Source organism: Streptosporangium sp. NPDC004379, from assembly GCF_042873875.1.
Classification (GTDB): Bacteria; Actinomycetota; Actinomycetes; order Streptosporangiales; family Streptosporangiaceae; genus Streptosporangium.
In genome coordinates this window covers 218,387-238,242 of the sequence record NZ_JBIAMC010000010.1, presented here as the reverse complement: position 1 = coordinate 238,242, position 19,856 = coordinate 218,387, and the positions used below count along the sequence as shown (strand labels likewise).

At 70.6% G+C, this 19,856-nt stretch carries 22 protein-coding genes; 6 read left to right on the top strand and 16 right to left on the bottom strand.

The genetic code is table 11. The annotated features are described in order from the left end of the window. Window positions 1-45: 45 nt before the first annotated feature. The 10 genes from ACFYSC_RS22950 to rpsP all read right to left on the bottom strand — a co-directional run bounded on the left by ACFYSC_RS22950 (window position 46) and on the right by rpsP (window position 6,309). Window positions 46-399: a YraN family protein gene (locus tag ACFYSC_RS22950; RefSeq protein ID WP_389965024.1), complete on the bottom strand. Its 354-nt coding sequence runs from the start codon at window positions 397-399 to the stop codon at window positions 46-48. 120 nt (window positions 400-519) lie between these two features. Next, a complete protein-coding gene (locus tag ACFYSC_RS22945; protein ID WP_026215037.1) occupies window positions 520-843 on the bottom strand; it encodes a DUF2469 domain-containing protein in 324 nt (107 codons plus the stop codon). A gap of 39 nt (window positions 844-882) precedes the next feature. After that, window positions 883-1,539, bottom strand: coding sequence for a ribonuclease HII (locus tag ACFYSC_RS22940; RefSeq protein ID WP_389965020.1), 657 nt, complete (start codon window positions 1,537-1,539; stop codon window positions 883-885). Window positions 1,540-1,633: 94 nt separating this feature from the next. Continuing rightward, entirely contained in the window at window positions 1,634-2,344 is a 711-nt protein-coding gene (gene lepB / locus ACFYSC_RS22935; RefSeq protein WP_389965017.1) for a signal peptidase I, read from the bottom strand. Between the two features lie 124 nt (window positions 2,345-2,468). After that, on the bottom strand, window positions 2,469-3,341 hold the full coding sequence (gene lepB, locus ACFYSC_RS22930; RefSeq protein ID WP_389965014.1) for a signal peptidase I: 873 nt from the start codon (window positions 3,339-3,341) through the stop codon (window positions 2,469-2,471). A 159-nt stretch (window positions 3,342-3,500) separates the two neighbouring features. Further along, the gene (rplS, locus tag ACFYSC_RS22925) at window positions 3,501-3,854 is read right to left on the bottom strand and encodes a 50S ribosomal protein L19 (RefSeq protein WP_362930728.1); all 354 of its coding nucleotides are present in this window, start codon (window positions 3,852-3,854) and stop codon (window positions 3,501-3,503) included. A 303-nt stretch (window positions 3,855-4,157) separates the two neighbouring features. Then, the gene (trmD, locus tag ACFYSC_RS22920; RefSeq protein WP_389965011.1) at window positions 4,158-4,925 is read right to left on the bottom strand and encodes a tRNA (guanosine(37)-N1)-methyltransferase TrmD; all 768 of its coding nucleotides are present in this window, start codon (window positions 4,923-4,925) and stop codon (window positions 4,158-4,160) included. Window positions 4,926-4,938: 13 nt separating this feature from the next. After that, entirely contained in the window at window positions 4,939-5,454 is a 516-nt protein-coding gene (rimM, locus tag ACFYSC_RS22915; protein ID WP_389965008.1) for a ribosome maturation factor RimM, read from the bottom strand. 125 nt (window positions 5,455-5,579) lie between these two features. Continuing rightward, window positions 5,580-5,822 carry an RNA-binding protein gene (locus ACFYSC_RS22910; RefSeq protein ID WP_362930722.1) on the bottom strand — a complete coding sequence of 81 codons (243 nt, stop codon included), beginning with the start codon at window positions 5,820-5,822 and terminating at the stop codon, window positions 5,580-5,582. A 1-nt stretch (window position 5,823) separates the two neighbouring features. Then, window positions 5,824-6,309, bottom strand: coding sequence for a 30S ribosomal protein S16 (rpsP, locus tag ACFYSC_RS22905; protein ID WP_362930720.1), 486 nt, complete (start codon window positions 6,307-6,309; stop codon window positions 5,824-5,826). 268 nt (window positions 6,310-6,577) lie between these two features. Between rpsP and ACFYSC_RS22900 the strand changes: the two genes are divergently transcribed. Then, window positions 6,578-6,844, top strand: coding sequence for a hypothetical protein (locus ACFYSC_RS22900; RefSeq protein ID WP_389965003.1), 267 nt, complete (start codon window positions 6,578-6,580; stop codon window positions 6,842-6,844). A gap of 282 nt (window positions 6,845-7,126) precedes the next feature. On the opposite strand, the gene ffh is transcribed toward ACFYSC_RS22900, so the two are convergent. From ffh to ACFYSC_RS22875, 5 genes are all read right to left on the bottom strand, one after another. After that, window positions 7,127-8,683, bottom strand: a complete 1,557-nt coding sequence (ffh, locus tag ACFYSC_RS22895; protein ID WP_362930716.1) for a signal recognition particle protein — start codon at window positions 8,681-8,683, stop codon at window positions 7,127-7,129. 83 nt (window positions 8,684-8,766) lie between these two features. Beyond that, window positions 8,767-9,327: an ATP/GTP-binding protein gene (locus tag ACFYSC_RS22890; RefSeq protein ID WP_389965206.1), complete on the bottom strand. Its 561-nt coding sequence runs from the start codon at window positions 9,325-9,327 to the stop codon at window positions 8,767-8,769. A 10-nt stretch (window positions 9,328-9,337) separates the two neighbouring features. Beyond that, window positions 9,338-9,646 carry a DUF742 domain-containing protein gene (locus tag ACFYSC_RS22885; RefSeq protein WP_389965204.1) on the bottom strand — a complete coding sequence of 103 codons (309 nt, stop codon included), beginning with the start codon at window positions 9,644-9,646 and terminating at the stop codon, window positions 9,338-9,340. Between the two features lie 240 nt (window positions 9,647-9,886). Next, complete coding sequence (locus ACFYSC_RS22880) at window positions 9,887-10,300, bottom strand: roadblock/LC7 domain-containing protein (RefSeq protein ID WP_389965201.1); 414 nt, start codon at window positions 10,298-10,300, stop codon at window positions 9,887-9,889. A 43-nt stretch (window positions 10,301-10,343) separates the two neighbouring features. After that, a complete protein-coding gene (locus ACFYSC_RS22875; RefSeq protein ID WP_389965000.1) occupies window positions 10,344-13,334 on the bottom strand; it encodes a nitrate- and nitrite sensing domain-containing protein in 2,991 nt (996 codons plus the stop codon). 640 nt (window positions 13,335-13,974) lie between these two features. On the opposite strand from ACFYSC_RS22875, the gene ACFYSC_RS22870 reads away from it, so the two are divergent. The 5 genes from ACFYSC_RS22870 to ACFYSC_RS22850 all read left to right on the top strand — a co-directional run bounded on the left by ACFYSC_RS22870 (window position 13,975) and on the right by ACFYSC_RS22850 (window position 18,465). After that, window positions 13,975-14,964 (top strand): ABC transporter substrate-binding protein, encoded by a 990-nt coding sequence (locus tag ACFYSC_RS22870; RefSeq protein WP_389964997.1) that lies wholly within the window; start codon window positions 13,975-13,977, stop codon window positions 14,962-14,964. Continuing rightward, complete coding sequence (locus ACFYSC_RS22865; RefSeq protein ID WP_389964994.1) at window positions 14,961-15,752, top strand: ABC transporter permease; 792 nt, start codon at window positions 14,961-14,963, stop codon at window positions 15,750-15,752. The genes ACFYSC_RS22870 and ACFYSC_RS22865 overlap by 4 nt, the downstream gene beginning before the upstream one ends. After that, window positions 15,749-16,540 (top strand): ABC transporter permease, encoded by a 792-nt coding sequence (locus ACFYSC_RS22860; RefSeq protein ID WP_389964991.1) that lies wholly within the window; start codon window positions 15,749-15,751, stop codon window positions 16,538-16,540. Before ACFYSC_RS22865 ends, ACFYSC_RS22860 begins: the two co-directional genes overlap by 4 nt. Window positions 16,541-16,549: 9 nt before the next feature. Then, on the top strand, window positions 16,550-17,332 hold the full coding sequence (locus tag ACFYSC_RS22855; RefSeq protein WP_389964988.1) for an ABC transporter ATP-binding protein: 783 nt from the start codon (window positions 16,550-16,552) through the stop codon (window positions 17,330-17,332). 128 nt (window positions 17,333-17,460) lie between these two features. Beyond that, on the top strand, window positions 17,461-18,465 hold the full coding sequence (locus ACFYSC_RS22850) for a methyltransferase (RefSeq protein WP_389964985.1): 1,005 nt from the start codon (window positions 17,461-17,463) through the stop codon (window positions 18,463-18,465). Between the two features lie 38 nt (window positions 18,466-18,503). Here the strand turns inward: ACFYSC_RS22850 and ACFYSC_RS22845 are convergent, their stop codons facing one another. Continuing rightward, the gene (locus ACFYSC_RS22845) at window positions 18,504-19,751 is read right to left on the bottom strand and encodes a flavin-dependent oxidoreductase (RefSeq protein WP_389964982.1); all 1,248 of its coding nucleotides are present in this window, start codon (window positions 19,749-19,751) and stop codon (window positions 18,504-18,506) included. Window positions 19,752-19,856: the final 105 nt, after the last annotated feature.

The following is a 19,856-nucleotide window of genomic DNA, read 5'->3' as shown; positions in this document are numbered from 1 at the left end:
CATCACCCCCCGGTGACGGACGGCGCGCGGCGGCGTGGTGCGCATCTAGCACACCCCCCGCTCGTGCCGGATGGCGAAGTCTCCGGCGAACCGCTCCAGCGCCACGACGTCGACGCGGATCGACTCGAACCGCCGGGGCCCGGCCCCCAGCCATCTGACCGCCAGCAGGCGCAGGCGGGCCAGCTTGGCCTCGGTCACCGCCTCGAAGGCGGTGCCGTGGCTCTGACCCGAGCGGGTCTTCACCTCGACGACGACGAGCGCCCGTCCCTCCCGGGCGACCACGTCGATCTCTCCGTCCGGGCACCGCCAGTTGCGATCCAGGATCTGCATGCCCTGAGCCAGCAGATAGTCGACGGCGATCTGCTCGCCGTACCGGCCCAGCTCGTGTTTCGCGGCCATGGAACCACCTCCGGTTCCAGACCTTCGCCTGATCCGGCCCCGCCCCGGAGGACCGAACGCGGTTCTGTGGACAGACGACGGGCGCCGGGCGCGCCTGTGGACAACCCCCGGGAACCGGGGTCAGCCGGAGAAGCCCTCCTTGGGCATCTCGAGGTCCGCCTTGGCGAGTTCCTCGACGTTGACGTCCTTGAAGGTGACCACGCGGACGTTCTTGACGAACCTCGCCGGGCGGTACATGTCCCACACCCAGGCGTCCTGCATCTTCACGTCGAAGAACACGTCGCCGTTCTCGGCGGTGCGGACGTCCAGGTCGACGGAGTTGGTGAGATAGAAGCGCCGTTCGGTCTCGACGACGTAGGTGAACAACCCGACGACGTCACGGTACTCGCGGTAAAGCTGCAGCTCCATCTCGGTCTCGTATTTCTCGAGATCCTCTGCGCTCATACCGGTCCTCCTGTTAAAGGCCTTGCCCGGCCCGCCCGATCAGGCGACACCGGCCCCCACTTCATTCTCGCCCATCGACCGCCCCGGCTCCGCCCTCGCCACCGTGACGAAGGAGAACCGGTGCTCCGGGCACGGGCCGTGTCTCTCCAGCGCCCGGCGATGGCTCACGGTCCCATACCCCTTGTGCGCGGCGAAACCGTAATCCGGGTGACGTTCGTGCAGGGCGATCATCATCCTGTCACGGGTCACCTTCGCCACGATCGAGGCGGCCGCGACACAGGCCGCGACCTGGTCGCCCTTCCACACCGCGAGGGACGGCGCGGACATGCCGGGGACCGCGAAACCGTCGACGAGCACGTAGCCGGGGGCGCACGGCAGCCGTGCGACGGCACGGCGCATGCCCTCGATGTTGGAGCGATGGAGGCCGCGCGTGTCGATCTCGGCCGGGGGGATCACCACCACGCCGAACGCCTTCGCGGTCGCCGTGATGCGCTCGTAGAGGGACTCCCGGCGGGCGGCCGTCAGGAGCTTGGAGTCGCCCAGGCCGTCGATCCGGCGGCCGAGCACCACGGCGGCGACCACCAGCGGCCCCGCACAGGCGCCCCGGCCCGCCTCGTCGACCCCGGCCACCGGCCCCAGCCCGCGACGCTCCAGGGCCCGCTCGTAGCCGTACAGCCCCGAGTCGCGCCGGACCACACAGGGTGCGGGACGGAGCGCGCCCGTCACGGCACCGCGGCAGACATAGCGACCATGGGCAGAGGTTACGCCCTGTGCGGCCCGTTCGGTACCGCTATCGCGTACCGGTGAAGGTCCGGGCGAAGGTGCCGGGGGTCGACAGCACGGTGGCCCTGGAGAACGGCCAGTAGATCGCGAAGGCGCGGCCGACGACCTGATCCTCGGAGATCGTGCCCTCACCCTGCTGCTTCTCGTGGGAGCGGGAGTCCGCCGAGGCGGAGCGGTGGTCGCCCATCACCCACAGCCGCCCCTCCGGCACGACCTTCTCGAACTTCTGCCCCGAGGGGAAGTCGTCCGGGTGCAGGTATGCCTTCTCGTCGAGCGGGACGCCGTTGACGGTGATCCGCCCCTGGGCGTCGCAGCACCTGACCGTGTCCCCGCCGACCGCGATGACCCTCTTGATCGTGTACTCGTCCCGCCAGCCGGTGAAGACAACGACGTCGCCGCGCTCGGTCTCGCCGTGCAGCTTGTTGACGATCACCCGGTCGCCGTCCTTCAGGGTGTTCTCCATCGACTCCGACGGGATGGAGAAGGACTCGACGACGAACAGGTGCAGCAGCAGCGCCGCCACCACACCGGATGCGATCAGGAGGATCGACTCGCGCAGGCCGCCGCCCTTGCCGGAGGACTCCTTGGACTCCTTCGCGCCGTCCCCGGCCGCACCCGTCCCGGTTTTCGCGCCGCCCCCGGCCGTGCCCTTCCCCGTCGCGTCCCCGGGTGCGTCTTCGCCGGACTTCGCCGTTTCGCTGTCAGGTTCCACAATCATGAGGGTAAGGCCACCGGGCCCCGGGGACGCGCGGTTTCCCCGCCCGGAAAGGCCCGGAAAGGCCGTCCGCGCCGGGCGGAGGGCACCCGGACCCCCGTACGGTCCCCGTGCCCCGAAGGGGCCGTCAGCTCCGGGAGCGCCTGCGCCTGCGCCAGAGCAGCAGCGGGGTGGCCAGCGCGAACCCGCCCAAGAGCGGGGTGGCCCCGGCGGCCGCCGCGGCGACCGGCTGGAGGCCCGGCTGGCCGAAGGTGTCCGGAATCGAGATGACCTTCGCCCTGGAGAACGGCCAGACGATCACGAAGGCACGGCCGATCACCTTGTCCACCGGGATCGTCCCGCCGCCGGGGTCACCCAGGTGGGAACGGGAGTCGAGGGAGACCGAGCGGTGGTCGCCCATCACCCACAGCCGTCCCGCGGGGACCTTGACCTTGAAGGGCTCCCGCGAGGGCACGTCACCGGGGTAGAGGTAGGTCTTCTCGTCCAGCGGGACGCCGTTGACCGTCACCCGGCCCTTGACGTCGCAGCACTCGACCGTGTCGCCGCCGACGCCGATGACGCGCTTGATGTAGTCCTTCTCGTTCGGCACCATGCCGAACACGCCGCCGACCCAGTGGAGGGCCGCCGACAGGGGATTGGACGGCTCGGGGATCTCCACCTCGCCGTCCCAGGAGTCGACGCCCGAGAACACCACCACGTCGCCCCGCTCGATGTCGCGGATCCGGTAGACCGGCTTGTTCACCAGGACGCGGTCGTTGACCAGGAGGGTGTTCTCCATCGACTCCGAGGGGATGTAGAACGCCTGGACCACGAAGGTCTTGATCACCAGTGCGAGGACCAGTGCGACGACGACCAGGATGGGCAATTCCTTCCAGAAGGAGCCCTTCTTCTTGCCCTCGTCACCCTTGGCGGTCTTCTGCGTGTCTTCGGCGACCACGTGCACCTCGTCCTCGACAGGTCGACGCGAGGCTGCGCCGGACTCCCGGTCTTCGCTACTCATCGGTGATGAGCCTAAATGATGGATGGGGCCGGACGTTCGCCAGTCCGGTTACCTCATGCCATGCGTTTCCTCAAAGGCGGTCAAGCCTGTACGGACGCGAACGGCCCGCCTCCCCGGTGAGGGGACACGGGCCGGAGGCGCCGGAGACGCGGCGAGGCGTCAGCGGCTCTCGCGCTTCTCGCGGATGCGGGCGGCCTTGCCGCGCAGGTCACGCATGTAGTACAGCTTGGCGCGGCGGACGTCACCGCGGGTCACCAGGACGATCTTCTCGATGACGGGGCTGTGCACCGGGAAGGTGCGCTCGACGCCGACGCTGTAGCTGACCTTGCGGACGGTGAAGGTCTCGCGGGCGCCGCCGCCCTGGCGGCGCAGGACGAAGCCCTTGAAGACCTGGACACGGGAGCGGTTGCCCTCGATCACTCGGACGTGAACCTCGAGCGTGTCACCGGGGCGGAAGGCCGGGACGTCGGAACGGAGCGTGGACTTCTCAAGCTCGCTGATCAGCGTGTGCATGACAGTGGTACCTCATCTGAGCGAGCACGCGGAGGTTCACCCGGCCGCGGTGAGGCGGCGTCGCGGTGGACACGCGTACTGGAATGGATGCGTCTGTGCCCGCCTCCGCGCCTGTTTCCGCGGAGCCGGACCGTCTGCCCGACAGCGCGCCGGCCTGCAGGCAGTCGGCGGCAACGCTTCAGTCTGCCATATCCCGGCGACCGACCGGAAATCAACCACCATGACCACACGGAACGATCACGCGGAACCGACCGGACGACCTGGAACGGGCGAAACGGACACAGAGGAACCGGCCGCGGCCCCTCAGGGAAGCAGGCCGAGCTCCGTGAGGAGCCGCCGGTCGTGCTTGTCGAGGGACTCGGGGTCGAGCGCCGCCAGCAGCTCGGCCCGGTTCCGGGCGGTACGGCGCAGCGCCTCGTCCCGCCGCCACCGGGCGATCTTCCCGTGATGCCCGGAGAGCAGGATCTCCGGGACCCGGTGCCCCCGCCACTCCGGCGGCTTGGTGTAGACGGGGCCTTCGAGGAGGTTCTCCATCTCCCCCGGCGCGAAGGAGTCGTCCACGGCCGAGCGCGCGTTGCCCAGCACGCCGGGCAGCAGCCGGCCGACGGCCTCGACCATCACCAGCACCGCCGCCTCGCCGCCGGCCAGCACGTAGTCGCCGATGCTCACCTCGTCCACGCGCAGGCGCGAGCCGTACTCGGCCATGACCCGGGAGTCGATGCCCTCGTAGCGGGCCGGGGTGAACAGCAGCCAGGGTTCGGCGGCGTAGTCCATCGCCAGGCGCTGGGTGAACGGCACCCCGCTGGGGGTCGGCACGATGATCCTGGGCCGCGCGTCCGGGTCGGCGGCGAGGACCGCGTCGACGGCCTCCCCCCACGGCTCGGGCTTCATGACCATGCCGGGGCCGCCGCCGTACGGCGTGTCGTCGACGGTGCGGTGCACGTCGTGGGCCCAGTCGCGGAGCTGGTGGAGGTGGACGTCGAGGATGCCGCGCTCGCGTGCCTTGCCGATGAGGGAGACGCCGAGCGGGGCGAAGTACTCGGGGAAGATCGAGATGATGTCGATGCGCATGTCCGGATGGCCGTCAGACGGCCGCGTCGGGGTCGAGCAGGCCCTCGGGGGCGTCCACGACCAGGATGCCCTCGTCCAGGTCGACCACCGGGACGAGCGCCTTGACGAACGGGACGTAGACGTCGCCGAAGTCACGCCGCACGACCAGGAGGTCCTGGCCGTGGTGCAGCACGTCGGTCACCTCGCCGACCCGTTCCCGGTTGGGGGTGACCACCGCGAGGCCGATGAGCTGGTGGTCGTGGAACTCGTCGGGGTCCTCGGACGGCGGGATCTCCTCCGAGTCGATGACGAGCATGGTGCCGCGGAGCTCCTCGGCCCGGTCGCGGTCGGCCACTCCCAGGAACCTCACCAGCAGGATCCCCGAGTGCCACCGCCGGGACTCCACGACGAGCGGGCCGGCGGACGCCGGATCGGTGGAGAGGGCGGATCCCGGGGCGAAACGGCTCTCCGGGTCGTCGGTGCGCACCTCCACGGACACCTCGCCGCGGAGCCCGTGCGGCCGGCCGATCCGGCCTACGACAAGCTGCACGCCCGCCTCCCAAGTGGTTCCAAGTGGTTCGTGTGATGACAGGCGAACGGGCCACCCACGCTGGGCGGGTGGCCCGTTCGCTCGATATGCGTTCACCGCTGGGTCCCGCTCGGTGCGAGCGGGACCTAACGGGCCTCGTTGAGGTCGAGGAGGTCGACCCGGACGTACTTGCCATCGCCCAGCGCGTTCATGACCGTGCGCAGAGCCTTGGCCGTGCGGCCACCGCGACCGATGACCTTGCCGAGGTCGTCGGGGTGGACCCGGACCTCGAGCACACGGCCGCTGCGGATGCGACGGGCGTGAACCTGGACATCGCCGGGATGTTCGACGATGCCCTTCACCAGGTGCTCGAGGGCCTCCTCAAGCACCTCAGGCCTCGCCTTCCGGCTTCTCCGCCGCAGCCGCCGGCTCAGCCGGGGTCTCAGCGGCGGCCTCGTCGGCCTTGGCGGGCTCCTCGGCCTTGGCGGCCTTGGATGCCTTCTTCTTGGGCGTGGTGGCGGCGGCGGCGTCGAGCGACAGCGCCTCCTTGGCCGCGGCCTCGTAGGCGGCGTGGCGGTCGGCCTTGGGCTCGGCGACCTTCAGGGGGGCCGGAGCCGGCTCGCCCTTGAACTTCTGCCAGTCGCCGGTGAGCTTGAGGAGCTTCAGCACCGGCTCGGTCGGCTGCGCGCCGACACCCAGCCAGTAGGCCGCCCGCTCGGCATCGATCTCGATGCGCGAGGGGTGCTCCTTCGGGTGGTACAGGCCGATCTCCTCGATCGCACGGCCGTCACGCTTGGTGCGGCTGTCGGCGACGACGACGCGGTACTGCGGGTTGCGGATCATGCCGAGCCGCTTGAGCTTGATCTTGACTGCCACTGCTGTGGTCTCTCCTGCTTCGAAAGCGTGGGTGAGCGGCATCTCATCGAGTGGGGCACGAGGAGAAGACCGTTCAAGGGACAGGCCGTGCCGCGCGGGGGTGAGAGGGCACCCACAGGGTCACGGTGTTCCAACATGCCATTGTGCCAGACCCGCGGGGGTGCCCGGCCCCGAAGGGCCATCCCGTACGGCGAGCCCGGGGCAAGAGTCGGTAATCCGTGTGTGTCCGCCGTGCCGGACGGGCCCGCCGCTGCGCTAAATGGCCGCCGTGGCAACCACCCTGAGATCTCTGACGCTCACCGCCGCCGGGTCGATCGCCGTGCTGGGCGCCGTGCTCACGATGCGGGCCGCCTCCCCCGCGGGCGAGGCGCCCCCGGCCGGAGGGGGCCGGTGGGACCACGCGGTCGTCCGGGCCGCGGCCCCCGGCGCCGCCCCGGTACGGCCGGCCGCGCCGGCGGACGACCTGCCGTCGCTGCTGCGGGTGCTGCTGACGCTGGCGACGACGCCGTACGACCGTCCGCTCGCCGGATCCTGAGCGCGGACGCCGCCGTACGACCGTCCGCCCGCCGGGCCCTCGGCGCGGAAAGACCTCACGGTCGTCCGCCGGACTCCGGGCACGAGCGCCGAGCGCCGGGGGCCGGAACCGGAAGGGGGCGGCGGGTCTCCCCCGCCGCCCCCTTCCTCACCGGTGGTCCGGCCCGCTACCGGGGGCCGAGGCCGAGGAACTCCAGTGTCGCCATCGCGATGAAACCGAGGATGATGACCACCCAGATCCACCGGGCGCGCCCGTGGAAGCCGCCACCGTCCCGGCCGTCGCTCACTTCTGGCCCGGGAACTTGAACTTGGAGGGGTCGAAGCCCGGCGGCAGTTCCAGGCCCGGCGGAAGCTGACCGGGGAGCTGCCCGGCGCCCAGGTTGCCGAGGGCGCCGCCGGGGACCTTGCCGTCGGCCCCACCGGATGCCTTCTTGCCGAGGGCCGCCTTGCGCGGGTCGCCGCTGACCCGGCGCCCCTTGCCGGCCTTCTTCTGCGCGGCCTTGGCCTTGCGGCCGCCGGGCATGCCGGGGAGGCCCATTCCGCCGGCCATCCGCTTCATCATCTTCTGGGCGTCGAAGAAGCGGGTGACCAGGCCGCTGACCTCGGTCACCGTCACGCCGGAGCCCTTGGCGATGCGGGCCCGCCGGGAGCCGTCGATCATCTTCGGGTTCTCGCGCTCGGCCGGGGTCATCGAACGGATGATCGCGGCGATGCGGTCGAGGTCGCGCTCGTCGAACTGGTCGAGCTGGTCGCGCATCTGCCCCATGCCGGGCATCATGCCGAGGAGGTTCTTGATGGGGCCCATCCTGCGGACCATCATCATCTGCTCGAGGAAGTCCTCCAGCGTGAAGCCCTCACCCGAGGTGAGCTTGCCCGCCATCTTGACGGCCTCGGCCTCGTCGAAGGTCTTCTGGGCCTGCTCGATGAGGGTGAGGATGTCACCCATGTCGAGGATGCGGGAGGCCATCCGGTCCGGGTGGAAGGCGTCGAAGTCCTCCAGCTTCTCACCGGTGGAGGCGAACATGATCGGCTTGCCGGTGATGTGGCGGACCGACAGGGCGGCGCCGCCCCGGGCGTCGCCGTCGAGCTTGGTGAGCACGACGCCGTCGAAGCCGACGCCCTCCATGAACGCCTGGGCCGTGGTGACGGCGTCCTGGCCGATCATGGCGTCCACGACGAACAGGACCTCGTCGGGCGAGACCGCGTCGCGGATGTCGGCGGCCTGCTTCATCAGCTCCTGGTCGATGCCCAGGCGGCCGGCGGTGTCGATGATGACGACGTCGTGCTGCTGCCGCCTGGCGTGGTCGATCGACTGGCGGGCCACGGCGATCGGGTCGCCGACGCCGTTGCCCGGCTCGGGGGCGTAGACCGCCACACCGGCACGCTCGGCCATGACGGCGAGCTGCTGGACCGCGTTGGGGCGCTGGAGGTCGGCGGCGACCAGCAGCGGCACGTGGTTCTGGTCGCGCAGCCAGCGGGCCAGCTTGCCGGCCAGGGTGGTCTTTCCGGCGCCCTGAAGGCCCGCGAGCATGATGACGGTCGGCGGGTTCTTGGCGTAGCGGAGACGCCGCGTCTCGCCGCCGAGGACCTCGATCAGCTCGTCATTGACGATCTTGACGACCTGCTGGGCCGGGTTGAGGGCCTGCGAGACCTCGGCACCGCGGGCACGCTCCTTGACCTGGGCCACGAACGTCCTGACGACGGGCAGGGCGACGTCGGCCTCGAGCAGCGCGATGCGGATCTCGCGGCACGTGGCGTCGATGTCGGCCTCGGACAGCCGACCCTTGGAACGGAGGGAGGAGAAGACCGATGTGAGCCGGTCGGAAAGCGTCTCGAACACGTGTTTGGCCAGCCTCTGCGCTACGGGTCTGCGACTCGACCTCCCAGCCTATCCGCTGGGAGGCACGACTGACGCCCCGGAGCTCAGCGCCCCCAGCCGGGGACGGCCATCCGCGTGGTGAGCGCGTGCTCGACCAGCGTGATGAGCGTGCTCTTCACCGCGTCACGCGACCGGGCGTCGGTCCGCGAGATGGGGATGTGCGGGGCCAGTGTCAGCGCCTCGCGCACCTCCTCCTCACCGTGCGGGTAGCCGCCGTCCCAGCCGTTGATCGCCACGACGAAGGGCAGTCCCGCCTCCTCGAAGTAGTCGATCGCCGGGAAGCAGTCGGCCAGCCTCCGGGTGTCGACCAGCACGACCGCGCCGATGGCGCCCTTGACGAGGTCGTCCCACATGAACCAGAACCGGTGCTGACCCGGCGTACCGAACAGGTACAGGATCAGGTCACGGTCCAGCGAGACCCGCCCGAAGTCCATGGCCACCGTGGTGGTGGTCTTGTTGGGAGTGAGCCCGAGGTCGTCGATGCCGGCGCTGGCGTCGGTCATCACCGCCTCGGTGGTCAGCGGGAGGATCTCCGAGACCGACCCCACGAACGTGGTCTTGCCCACACCGAACCCGCCGGCGACGACGATCTTCGTCGAGGTCAGGCCGCCGGGGTTAGAGCCTGCGAAGTCCACTGAGCACCCTTTCCAGCAGGTTGAGATCCGGCTTGCCCGCGTCGAGCTGCGGCTGGTGCAGCTGCACCAGACCCTCGGCCGCCATGTCGGCGACGAGGATCCGGGTGACGCCGAGGGAGATGCGGAGCATCGCGGAGATCTCAGCGACCGAACGCACCTGCCGGCACAGCGCGCTGATCGCCTGATACTCCGGGGTGCGGTTGGACAGATCATGATGTGCGGATGTGGCCGAGGAGACCAGGGCCTCCATGGCGAGCTGGATGCGGGGGGCGGTCCGCCCCCCGGTCATCGCGTACGGGCGCACCAGGGAGCTCTGCTCTCCCGGCGGGGGCTGCACGACGTGCGAGGGCACCCCCTGTGACCGGTGGGGATCGTCCGCCGGCCATCCCTGTGACCGGTGGGGGTCGTCCGCCGGCCACCCATGCGACCGGTGGGGGTCGTCCATCGACCAGGAAGGCGGCCCGCTCAGCGGGCCCCCGTCACCCGGCCAGTCCCGGCTTGCCACGGCATCCTCCTGGGGTCGTCGTCATCACCGTGGGTGGGCTGCTTGGAGTTCGGCGCGCACGGCGGGTGTCAGCACCTGCCCGGCGCGCTCCACCAGCAGGGTCATCTGGTAGGCCACCAACCCCATGTCACAGTCCGCGGCGGCCAGCACGGCGAGGCACGAGCCGTCGCTGATCGACATGATGAGGAGCAGCCCACGCTGCATCTCCACCACCGTCTGGGTGACCGCGCCGCCCTCGAAGACCCTGGAGGCGCCCTGGGTCAGGCTGATGAGGCCGGCCGCGACCGCCGCCAGCTGGTCCGCCCGGTCCCGGGGGAAGCCGTCGGAGTACGCCAGCGGCAGTCCGTCGGACGAGACGACGACCGTGTGCGCCACGCCCGGCACGTTGGTCACGAAGTCGGTGATCAGCCAATTGACCCCCCGGGCGGCCTGGCTCATTTCACGCACGTGTCATCCTCCTCGACGACCTTGATGAGCTCGCTCACCGGTCCTCCTCATTAGCTTCAACATCCCGGCCGAAGTCCGGATACGGCCTGTCCTCGCCGGCTTCGCCCCTGGCCGCCGCGCGGCCCTGCCGTACGCCCTTCTGGAAGCTCGCGAGCCTGTTGCGCACCGCTTCGGGGGAGACGGCGGGCCTGGGCGCGGGAGCGGGAGCCGGGGCGCCCAGGTCGGGCGAGACCGTGCCGGGCACGAGGTTGGCCTTGGGCACCCGCTTGGGCAGCCCGGACCCGGTGAGCCCGCCGAGCGTCGGCTCGGCCGCCGCCCTGGCCGCCTGCCAGCCCGCGTCCGCGGGCGAGGACCAGGCGTCCGGCGTGGCGGCGGCTTCGGGCTCGCGGGCCGGCTCGCGGGCGGGCCCGGGGTTCTGCGCCACGGGCTCGGCCTTCTTGAACCAGTCGGACTCGACCGCGGCGAAGATCGGCAGGAACTCCTCCTTCGCCTCCTCCATGGGCGAGGGCTCCTGGACGGCCGGCAGCGGGCCGGTGTTCTCGGCCTCCTCCGGGCCGCGGCGGCCGAACGGCCCGGCCGCTCCGGCCGGCGGCCACCCGCCGGAGTCTCCGGGCCGGGCGGGCGGGACGGGCCAGGCGCCCGAGTCTCCGCCGCGCACCGGGGCGTCGGACCAGATCGAGTCTCCGCCGCGCGCGGAGGTGTCGGACCAGACGGAGTCGCCGCCGCGCGCCGGAGCGTCCGGCCACGCCGGCGCGCCGCCGCGCGCGGAGGCTTCGGGCCACACGGGCGCGTCGGCCCGGGAGGTCGCCGACCATCCGGAGGCGGATCCGGGCGGCGGCACGTGGCCGGGCCAGGGGGTGTCCAGCGGCGCCCGGCCCGGGTCTCCGCCCGGCGCGGAGCGCGGCGCCTCCGCCGAGCCGAACTGCCAGGCGGAGTCGAACGAGCCGAGCGGCTGCTGCCGCTGGGTGGCGTCGAAGGAGGAGAACGAGGAGAACGAGGACGGCGCCGCCGTGTCGAACGTGGTCGGGCTGGCCATCACCGCCGGCCGCTCCAGGGACGCCGAGGACGCGGCCCAGTCCACCGGGGTCGCCGGCTTGGCCGGGACGCCCGACAGGGAGACCAGCGAGTCGGGCAGCAGGATCATCGCGGTCAGGCCGCCGCTGTCCTGCTGGCGCAGCTGCACCCTGACGCCGTGCCGCAGGGCCAGCCGGCCGACCACGAACAGGCCCATCCGGCGGGAGACGGAGACGTCCACCACCGGCGGGTTGGCCAGCCGGTGGTTGGCCTCCGCGAGTTCGTCCGGGGTCATGCCGATGCCGATGTCGGTGACGGAGACCATCAGGCCGCCGCCGTCGATACGGTTGCTGGAGACGACGACCTTGGTCTCCCGGGGGGAGAAGGAGATCGCGTTCTCCACGAGCTCGGCGATCAGGTGGACGACGTCGTTGACGGCCGTGCCGGTGACGGACACGCCGCCGGAGATCCGCAGGTCGACCCGCTCGTAGTTCTCGACCTCCGACAGGGAGGCGCGGACCACGTCGATCAGCGGGACCGGCTGGCTCCACCGGCGCGCGGGCTCCTGCCCGGCGAGGACCAGGAGGTTCTCGCTGTTGCGGCGCATGCGGGTGGCCAGGTGGTCGAGCCGGAACAGGCTGCCCAGCCGGCCCTCGTCCTGCTCGCCCTGCTCCAGGCTCTCGATGAGGGCGAGCTGACGCTCGACGAGGGTCTGGCTACGCCGGGAGAGGTTGACGAACATCGCGTTGACGTTGCTCCGCAGCGTCGCCTCCTGGCCCGCCAGCCGTACGGCCTCACGGTGGACCTCGTCGAACGCGCGGGCGACCTCACCGATCTCGTCGTCGGAGTCGACCCCGATCGGCGGGACGTCCGCGGACGCGGCGCCCTCACCGCTCTCCCGCAGCCGCTGCACGGTGTCGGGCAGCCGCTGACCGGCGACCGAGAGGGCCTCGGTGCGCAGCATGCGCAGCGGTTTGACCAGTGAGCGCGCCATGACCGAAGTGATGATCAGCACGAGGATGAGGAGCAAACCGGTCAGCGCACCGGTGATGAGCGCACTGCGCTGCTCGGTCTCCTGCAGGACACGGCTCCGCGCGATCAGGGAGTCGGCCACCTGCTTCTCGACCTGGCGCATGCGTCCTATGGCGTCGGACGACGCGTTGAACCAGGTGGTCTGGTCCCCCGCGCGCGCACCGGAGACGTCGACATGGACCAGCGGTTCGTTGCGGAGGCCGAGGACCAGGGCGCGTGCGCGCATGGCCGCGGCCCGGTCCTTCTCCTGACTGCTGACGGTGTCGTCGTAAAGCTGGCGATGGGCCAGCGACGCCTTGGCGCGGAAGGTGGCGAGCTCGCTGTCGCGCTGAGCACGGGCCGCCAGCAGGGCGTTCAGGGTCCCGGGGGTGAACGCCCTGGTGGCCAGGGCGACCGCGAGGTTCGCCCGCTCCAGCGAGACCTGCTCCTTCGCCCTGGTGAGGGCGCCGAACGCGAGCGCGCCGCTCGCGAGGTCGGAGTCGGTGACGCCTTGGACGATCTCGTCATGCAGGGCCAGCAGGTCGGTGATCGTCCGGGAGTACATGGCGATCGTGGGCTCGGCCTGGAGCTGGGTGTCGGTCGCGGTCTTGCGCATGCTCGCGAGTTCGTCGACGCGGCCGCGCATCTGGGTGAGCTCGTTCCTGCCCCGCTCGCCGAATCCTCCCGCGTCCTCGCTGTCGAGGATGAGCCCGATGCGGTCCCGCACACTCTTGGCGGCCTCGTCGACGATCCGGTACTGCTTCTCCAGCAGCGCTTGCCTGGCCGCTCCGCCGCGCCCCTGCGCGACGAATCTGGCGGACACGTCCCGTTCGGCCTGCAGGGAGTCCGCGAGTTCGCTCAGCTTGGCGGCGAGCTCGGTGCCGACGCGGACACGTTCGTACTCGGCGGCGGTGTTGATCGAGCCGACCACCCGGAACCCGCCGAGGACGATCGCGGCCACGGTGGGGATGATGATGATCGCGATCAGCCGCGAGCGCACGCGCCAGTTCTTCAGGGCGAACCTGCCGCCCCTCCGCCCGCCGGGTTCCTCACCCGTGGAGTCCGAAGCCGAGCCGCCCGGCGGCGCCTCCTGTGTGTCGAACCCCCGGGTGGCCGCCGGCCTGGATTCGCGCTCGCCGGAAATTGACGCTGTCCTCACTGGCCTCCGCTGCCTCTCCTCGGATCGTCCACTTGGGGGGGATCGCGTCACCTAAATGATGGGAGTGACGCAGACGCATCCATGGGGTAGGGGTTATTGGAGCACAGGCGGATGAGTTCGGCCAACAGTACAAAATACGCCGTATCGGTTGAATCAACGCATCACGTCGGTAATCGGGCAGTAACTCTGGGTTTACGCGGGAAGAGCCGGAGAGAACTCGGAACGGCCTTCCCTCCATGCTCAAAAAGGTGATCACTGGGTAAACCGTGGCGACCACGTTTCGTAATCAGGGCGAAACCTGCTGGCCTATGTCTGCTTCGGTCCTTTGGACCGGTATTTGTAATTTTGCTGATCTACTCCGCTACTCTGATCGGCGGTCGGCATACCCCCCGCGATCGCATGCCTCCCAGGACCATCTCCATGCCGTCCGACAACTCCCAGCGGGTCCGGCGAGAGCGATCAGTTGCAGCTAAGGAGACCCATGAGGTTCAGCCTCGCGAGCCGGGCGGTCATCGCAGGACTCGTCGCCACGCTGACGCTCGGTGTCAGCGCCTGCGGCGGCTCGGACACCGACACCAAGGCCGCCAGCGCGGGCGGCGGGCTGGAGAAGACCAACCTGGTCGTCGGTGCCCTCCCCATTCCTGACGCGGCCTCGCTGTACATCGCCAACAAGCAGGGCTTCTTCCAGCAGGAGGGCCTGACCGTCAAGATCGAGACCGTCCAGGGCGGCGCACAGGCGCAGCAGGGCCTGCTGGGCGGCTCGCTGGACTCCACGCAGACCAACTACGTCTCGGCCTTCCTCGCGGTGTCGGCGGGCAACAAGCTGAAGATCATCTCTGACATGTACCAGGCGGCCCCGAACGCCTTCAACCTGATGGTCCCCAAGGACTCCACGATCGAGAACCCGGCCGGCCTCAAGGGGAAGAAGATCGCGGTCAACAGCCTCAAGAACATCGGCACCCTGGCGGTGACCTCCGTTCTCAAGACCTACGGGCTGACGGACAAGGACGTCGAGTTCGTGGAGTTCCCCTTCCCCGACATGGCCGGGAAGCTGGAGCAGGGCGTGGTCGACGCGGCCTGGATGACCGAGCCGCACCTGACCGCGGCACAGAAGAAGATCGGCGCCCGTAAGCTCGCCGACACCATGGTCGACGCGACCGCCGACTTCCCCATCGCCGGCATGGTGGTCACCGAGAAGTTCGCGAACGAGAACCCCAAGACGGTGGCGGCCTTCCAGCGGGCGCTGGACAAGGCCCAGAAGCTGGCGGCCTCCAACCGCAAGGTGGTGGAGGAGATCCTGCCCACCTACACCAAGATCGACGCGGCCACGGCCGCCGTCATCACCATGGGCTCCTTCCCGACCAGCCTCGACGAGACCCGCCTCCAGCGCGTGGCCGACCTGATGCTGGAGCAGGGCTACCTGAAGAGCAAGGTCGACGCCAAGAGCATCCTGCCGGGCAACCTCGGGTGATTGGCCGACGTCCGCTGGACAGCAGACTGCTCTGCGGCGCCCTCGGCGTCGCAGGGCTGTTCTGCGCCATGGAGGCCGCCGGCCGCACCGGCCTGATCAGCCCGGTCGTCTTCCCGCTCGCCTCGACCGTGCTCGGCCGCGCCGCCGAACTCGCCACCGAGGGGGACTTCCTCGCCGATGTCGTCTCGACCATCGGCGCGTGGGCCGCCGGCCTCCTGCTCACCGTCGTGATCGCCGTGCCTCTCGGCTTCGCGCTCGGCACCCTGCCACGGGTGGAGCGGGCGTTCCGCCCCATCCTGGAGTTCCTGCGGCCGATCCCCTCGGTCGCGCTGATCCCCCTGGCGCTGGTGCTGTTCTCTGACAAGACCGACATGAAGGTCATGTTGATCGTCTACGCGGCGAGCTGGCCGGTACTGATCAACACCATGTACGGCCTCAAGGACGTCGACCCGCTGGCCAAGGAGACCCTTCGCAGCTTCGGGTTCGGCCCGCTGGCCGTGCTGTGGCGGGTCTCGCTGCCCAGCACCGCACCGTTCATCGCCACCGGGGTACGGCTGGCCGCCTCGATCGCGCTCATCGTGGCGATCAGCGCGGAACTGCTCGCCGGGGGCGCCAGCGGCATCGGGACGTTCGTCATCGAGGCCGGCGGCAGCGCCGACGCGCTGGAGTACATCATCGCCGCGGCGATCTGGGCCGGGATCCTCGGCTTCGTCGTCAACGCGCTCCTGGTCCTCGTGGAGCGGCGGATCTTCCGCTGGCACACCGCCCGGACGGGGACGGCCCGATGAGCCGGCCGCTGCGCGCCGCCGTCCACCTGTGGCCGGTCCCGGTCGTCCTGGCCGGCTGGGAGCTGGCCGCCCGCGCCGCGGGTGACCTGTCCTTCCCCCCGCCGACCGAGATCGCCGCCGGAATACAGCGGATGTGGCTGACCGGCCCGGCCGGGCGGCTGTGGCTCAACGACGCGGCCCTGACGAACATCCCCGCGAGCATCGGCCGGCTGCTGGCCGGGTGGCTGCTGGCCGGGGTGGCCGGAACGGCCCTGGGACTGGCGATCGGCCGTTCCCCGGTGCTCTTCCGTTTCCTCGACCCGCTCATCCAGTTCGCTCGCGCCATCCCCCCGCCCATGCTGCTGCCGTTCTTCATGGCCCTGTTCGCCATCGGCCCCCGGATGCAGATCAACGTGATCGCGTTCGGCGTCGTCTGGCCGATCCTGATCAACGCCGCCGAGGGCGCCCGGCAGGTCGACCGCCTGCACCTGGAGACCGCCGCGGTGTTCGGTCTGACGCGCGGCCGGCGCCTGCTGCGGGTCGTCCTGCCCTCGGCGCTGCCGAACATCTTCGCCGGCCTGCGGGTCAGCCTCTCCCTGGCGCTGATCCTGATGGTCATCTCCGAACTGGTGGGCAGCACCGACGGGATCGGCTTCCAGCTCCTGGACGCCCAGAGGTCCTACGACCTGCCCGGCGTGTGGGGGACCATCGTCGTACTCGGTGTCCTGGGATATGTGTTGAACGCGATGTTCCTCACGGCCGAACGGCGCATCCTGTCGTGGCACCGGACCGCCAAGCAGACGAGCTGAGGACCTGCCGTGCTTGAGATCTCGAACCTGACCCACACCTACGGCACGGGCCCGTCCGCCCACCACGCCCTGGGCGGCGTCGACCTGTCGGTCGCGGAGGGCGAACTGGTGTGCATCGTCGGCCCCTCCGGGTGCGGCAAGTCGACACTGCTGCGCTCCATCGCCGGGCTCCTGCGCCCCACCGGTGGCCGGGTCGCGCTGAACGGCGTCCCCGTCGAGCGGACGCCTGACAACCTGGCCGTGGTCTTCCAGGACTACAGCCGCTCGCTGTTCCCCTGGATGTCGGTGGCCGACAACGTCTCCCTTCCGCTGCGCCGCAGAGGAATGGACAAGAAGGGGCGTGCGGAGGCCGCCGCGGAGGCCCTGGCGCAGGTCGGGCTGGAGGCCGCCGCCACCAAGTATCCGTGGCAGCTCTCCGGCGGAATGCAGCAGCGGGTGTCCATCGCCCGCGCGCTCGCCTACCGGCCCGCCCTGCTGCTGATGGACGAGCCCTTCGGCTCGGTGGACGCCCAGACCCGCGAGGATCTGGAGGACCTCACGCTGAGGGTCCGCGGCCACCACAACATGACCATCCTGCTCATCACCCACGACATCGACGAGAGCGTCTACGTCGGCGACCGTGTCGTGGTCCTGTCCAAAGCGCCCGCCGAGGTCGTCGGCGACCTGCGGGTGGATCTGCCCGGCCCACGTGACCAGATCACCACCAGGGAGCACCCCGACTTCGTGCACCTGCGCGCCGAGGTCGGCCGCCTCGTCCGTGGCATGCGGAGCCCGTCGGCCTCCGCCCGGTGAGAACCGGCCGCCCCGGCCGAGGAGGGGCGGCCGTGAGGACCGGACCGCGCAGGCGTCCGAGAACATTCCGTGCGGCGTCACGCCGCGTCTCCCCCGCCCGGAGGCGGGGCCCACGCTGGAGGTATTCGATGAACGACCCGCAGGCGCCGATCTGGGACGCGATCGGCGGGGTTTCCCGCTTCGCCGCCCTGGCCACCATGGCGGAGCTGGGCTGCGCGGACCACCTGCACGAGGGGCCGCTGAGCGTCGACGAGCTCGCGCTGCGCTGCCAGGCCGACCCCGCCGCGCTCGGCAGGGTGCTGCGCCAGCTCGCGGCCATGGGCGTGGTGGCGACCACGGCCCCCGGTGTCTACGAGCTGACCGAGGTGGGCGCCACCCTGCGCGAGGACGCGCCCGAGTCGCTGCGCCCCGCCGTACGGATGATCGCCGAGGAGGGTTTCTGGTACGGCATGGGCAACGTCCCCCGGACCACCCGGACCGGCCGGTCGGCGTTCGTCGAGCGCTTCGGCCCGATGTACACCCGATACCGGGACAACCCCGAGGTGGGTCGGCTGTTCGACGACTACATGGTGTCCAGGGCCTGGCCGGTCGCCCGGGCTGTGGCCTCCCGCTACGACTTCTCCGGCGTGCGGACCCTGGTGGACGTGGCCGGCGGCAAAGGACACATCCTGGCCGCCGTCCTGAACGCTCATTCAAATACGCGTGGCGTGCTGTTCGACCTGGAGCACGTGGTCCCCGGGGCGCGGCAGCTCATGGCCGAGGCCGGTCTTGAAGACCGATGCGAATTCGTCGGCGGCGACTTCTTCGTCTCCGTGCCCTCCGGGGCGGACGCGTACCTGCTGGGCAGCGTGGTGCACAACTGGTCGGACGAGGACGCGACGCGGATCCTGCGCAACGTCAGGGAGGCCATGGCGGAGGACGGCCGGGTGCTGCTGGTGGAGTTCGTCGTGCCCGACGACGACGCCCCTCACATCAGCAAGGACCTGGACATGCGGATGCTCGCCCTCTTCGGTGAGGGCATGGAGCGCGGCCTCTCGCACTACGGCGAACTGCTGGCCAAGGCGGGCCTGCGGTTCAGCCGCCAGATCGAGCTGGGCGGCGGGGCCTCCATCGTCGAGGCACTGCCCGCCTGACCGGTCCGGCGCGGCGGCCGGTGACGTGGAGGCCCACGTCACCGGCCGCCGGCGTTCCAGGAGGGGCGTCCGTTGAGGAAGGCGACGTCCATGTCGGTGGTACGCCGATGCCCCGCGGCCATCTCCGCCAGCTCCGCCGGGGTGAGCACCTCGGAGACGTCGCCGAAGCCGAGGGGCGCCCGCTCGGTGACCAGCTGGATCGTCCGCTCCATAGGCATCTCCCGGTTGGCCAGGACCAACGGCGCGGTGGCCGGCCTGCGTTCCTCCTCGTACGCGGCCGGCCCGTCGACCGGTCCCGCGGCGGCCAGGCAGCGCGCCAGCGCCCGCGCGTCGAGAACGGCCTGCGAGCCGCCGTTGGACCCCACGGGGTACATCGGATGGGCGGCGTCGCCCAGCAGGGTCGTCCTGCCCCGTCCCCACGATGGCAGCGGCTCCCTGTCGACCATGGGGTAGTCCAGGATCCGCCCGGCGTTCGACAGCAGCTCGGGCACGTCGAACCAGGGAAGTTTCCAGTCCGCGAAGTGCGGCAGCACGTCCTCCAGCCGCCCTCGCCGCGACCAGTCGGCGGCCGGAGCCGTCCCGCCCTCGGCCACCTTCACCTCCGCGACCCAGTTGATCCGGGTCCGATCCGGCGATACGGGGTAGGCGACGAGTTTGCACGAGTGGTTGGAGCCGGCGATCAGCAGAGTGGAGCCGTCCAGGAACGGGCGGCTCTCGGTGATGCCCCGCCACATCCGGACTCCGCTCCACAGCGGGGGCCCCTCGTCCGGGTGCAGCCGGGCGCGCACGGTCGAGTGCAGGCCGTCGGCGCCGACCAGGACGTCGGCGCCGATCTCGACGAGCCCGCCGGTGCTCGCGTCCCGCAACGAGGCGACGACGCCTCCGCGCTCCTCGGTGAGGTTCTCAAAGGTCAGGCCGGTCCTGACCGCCGCGTGACCGAGCCGCTCGCGCACCGCGCCGAGCAGTGACATCTGCAGCGCGCCCCGGTGCACGGAGTACTGCGGCCATCGGTAGCCGGCGGCCTTGCCCCTGGGCAGCGACAGGATCGTGTTGCCGAAGCGGTCGGTGAAGGTCTGGAAGCTGGTGGGCACGCCGAGGCCCGCGAGCTCGTCGCCCATTCCGAGCTCGGTCAGCTCCCTGACCGCGTGCGGCTGGAGATTGATTCCGACCCCGAGAGGCCGCAATTCCCGCACCGACTCCGCGACCACGCATTCGATCCCCGCGGCGTGCAGGCTGAGAGCCGTGGTGAGACCACCGATTCCTCCGCCGACGACCAACACCCGCATACGTCCTCCACCCACGCCGGAAATCCATGGCGATTTTCCGTCAAGATCGCGAATTGTGGCTACAGCATACTTCGATGCCTTATCCGGGCTTCCCCTCAGGGAAAG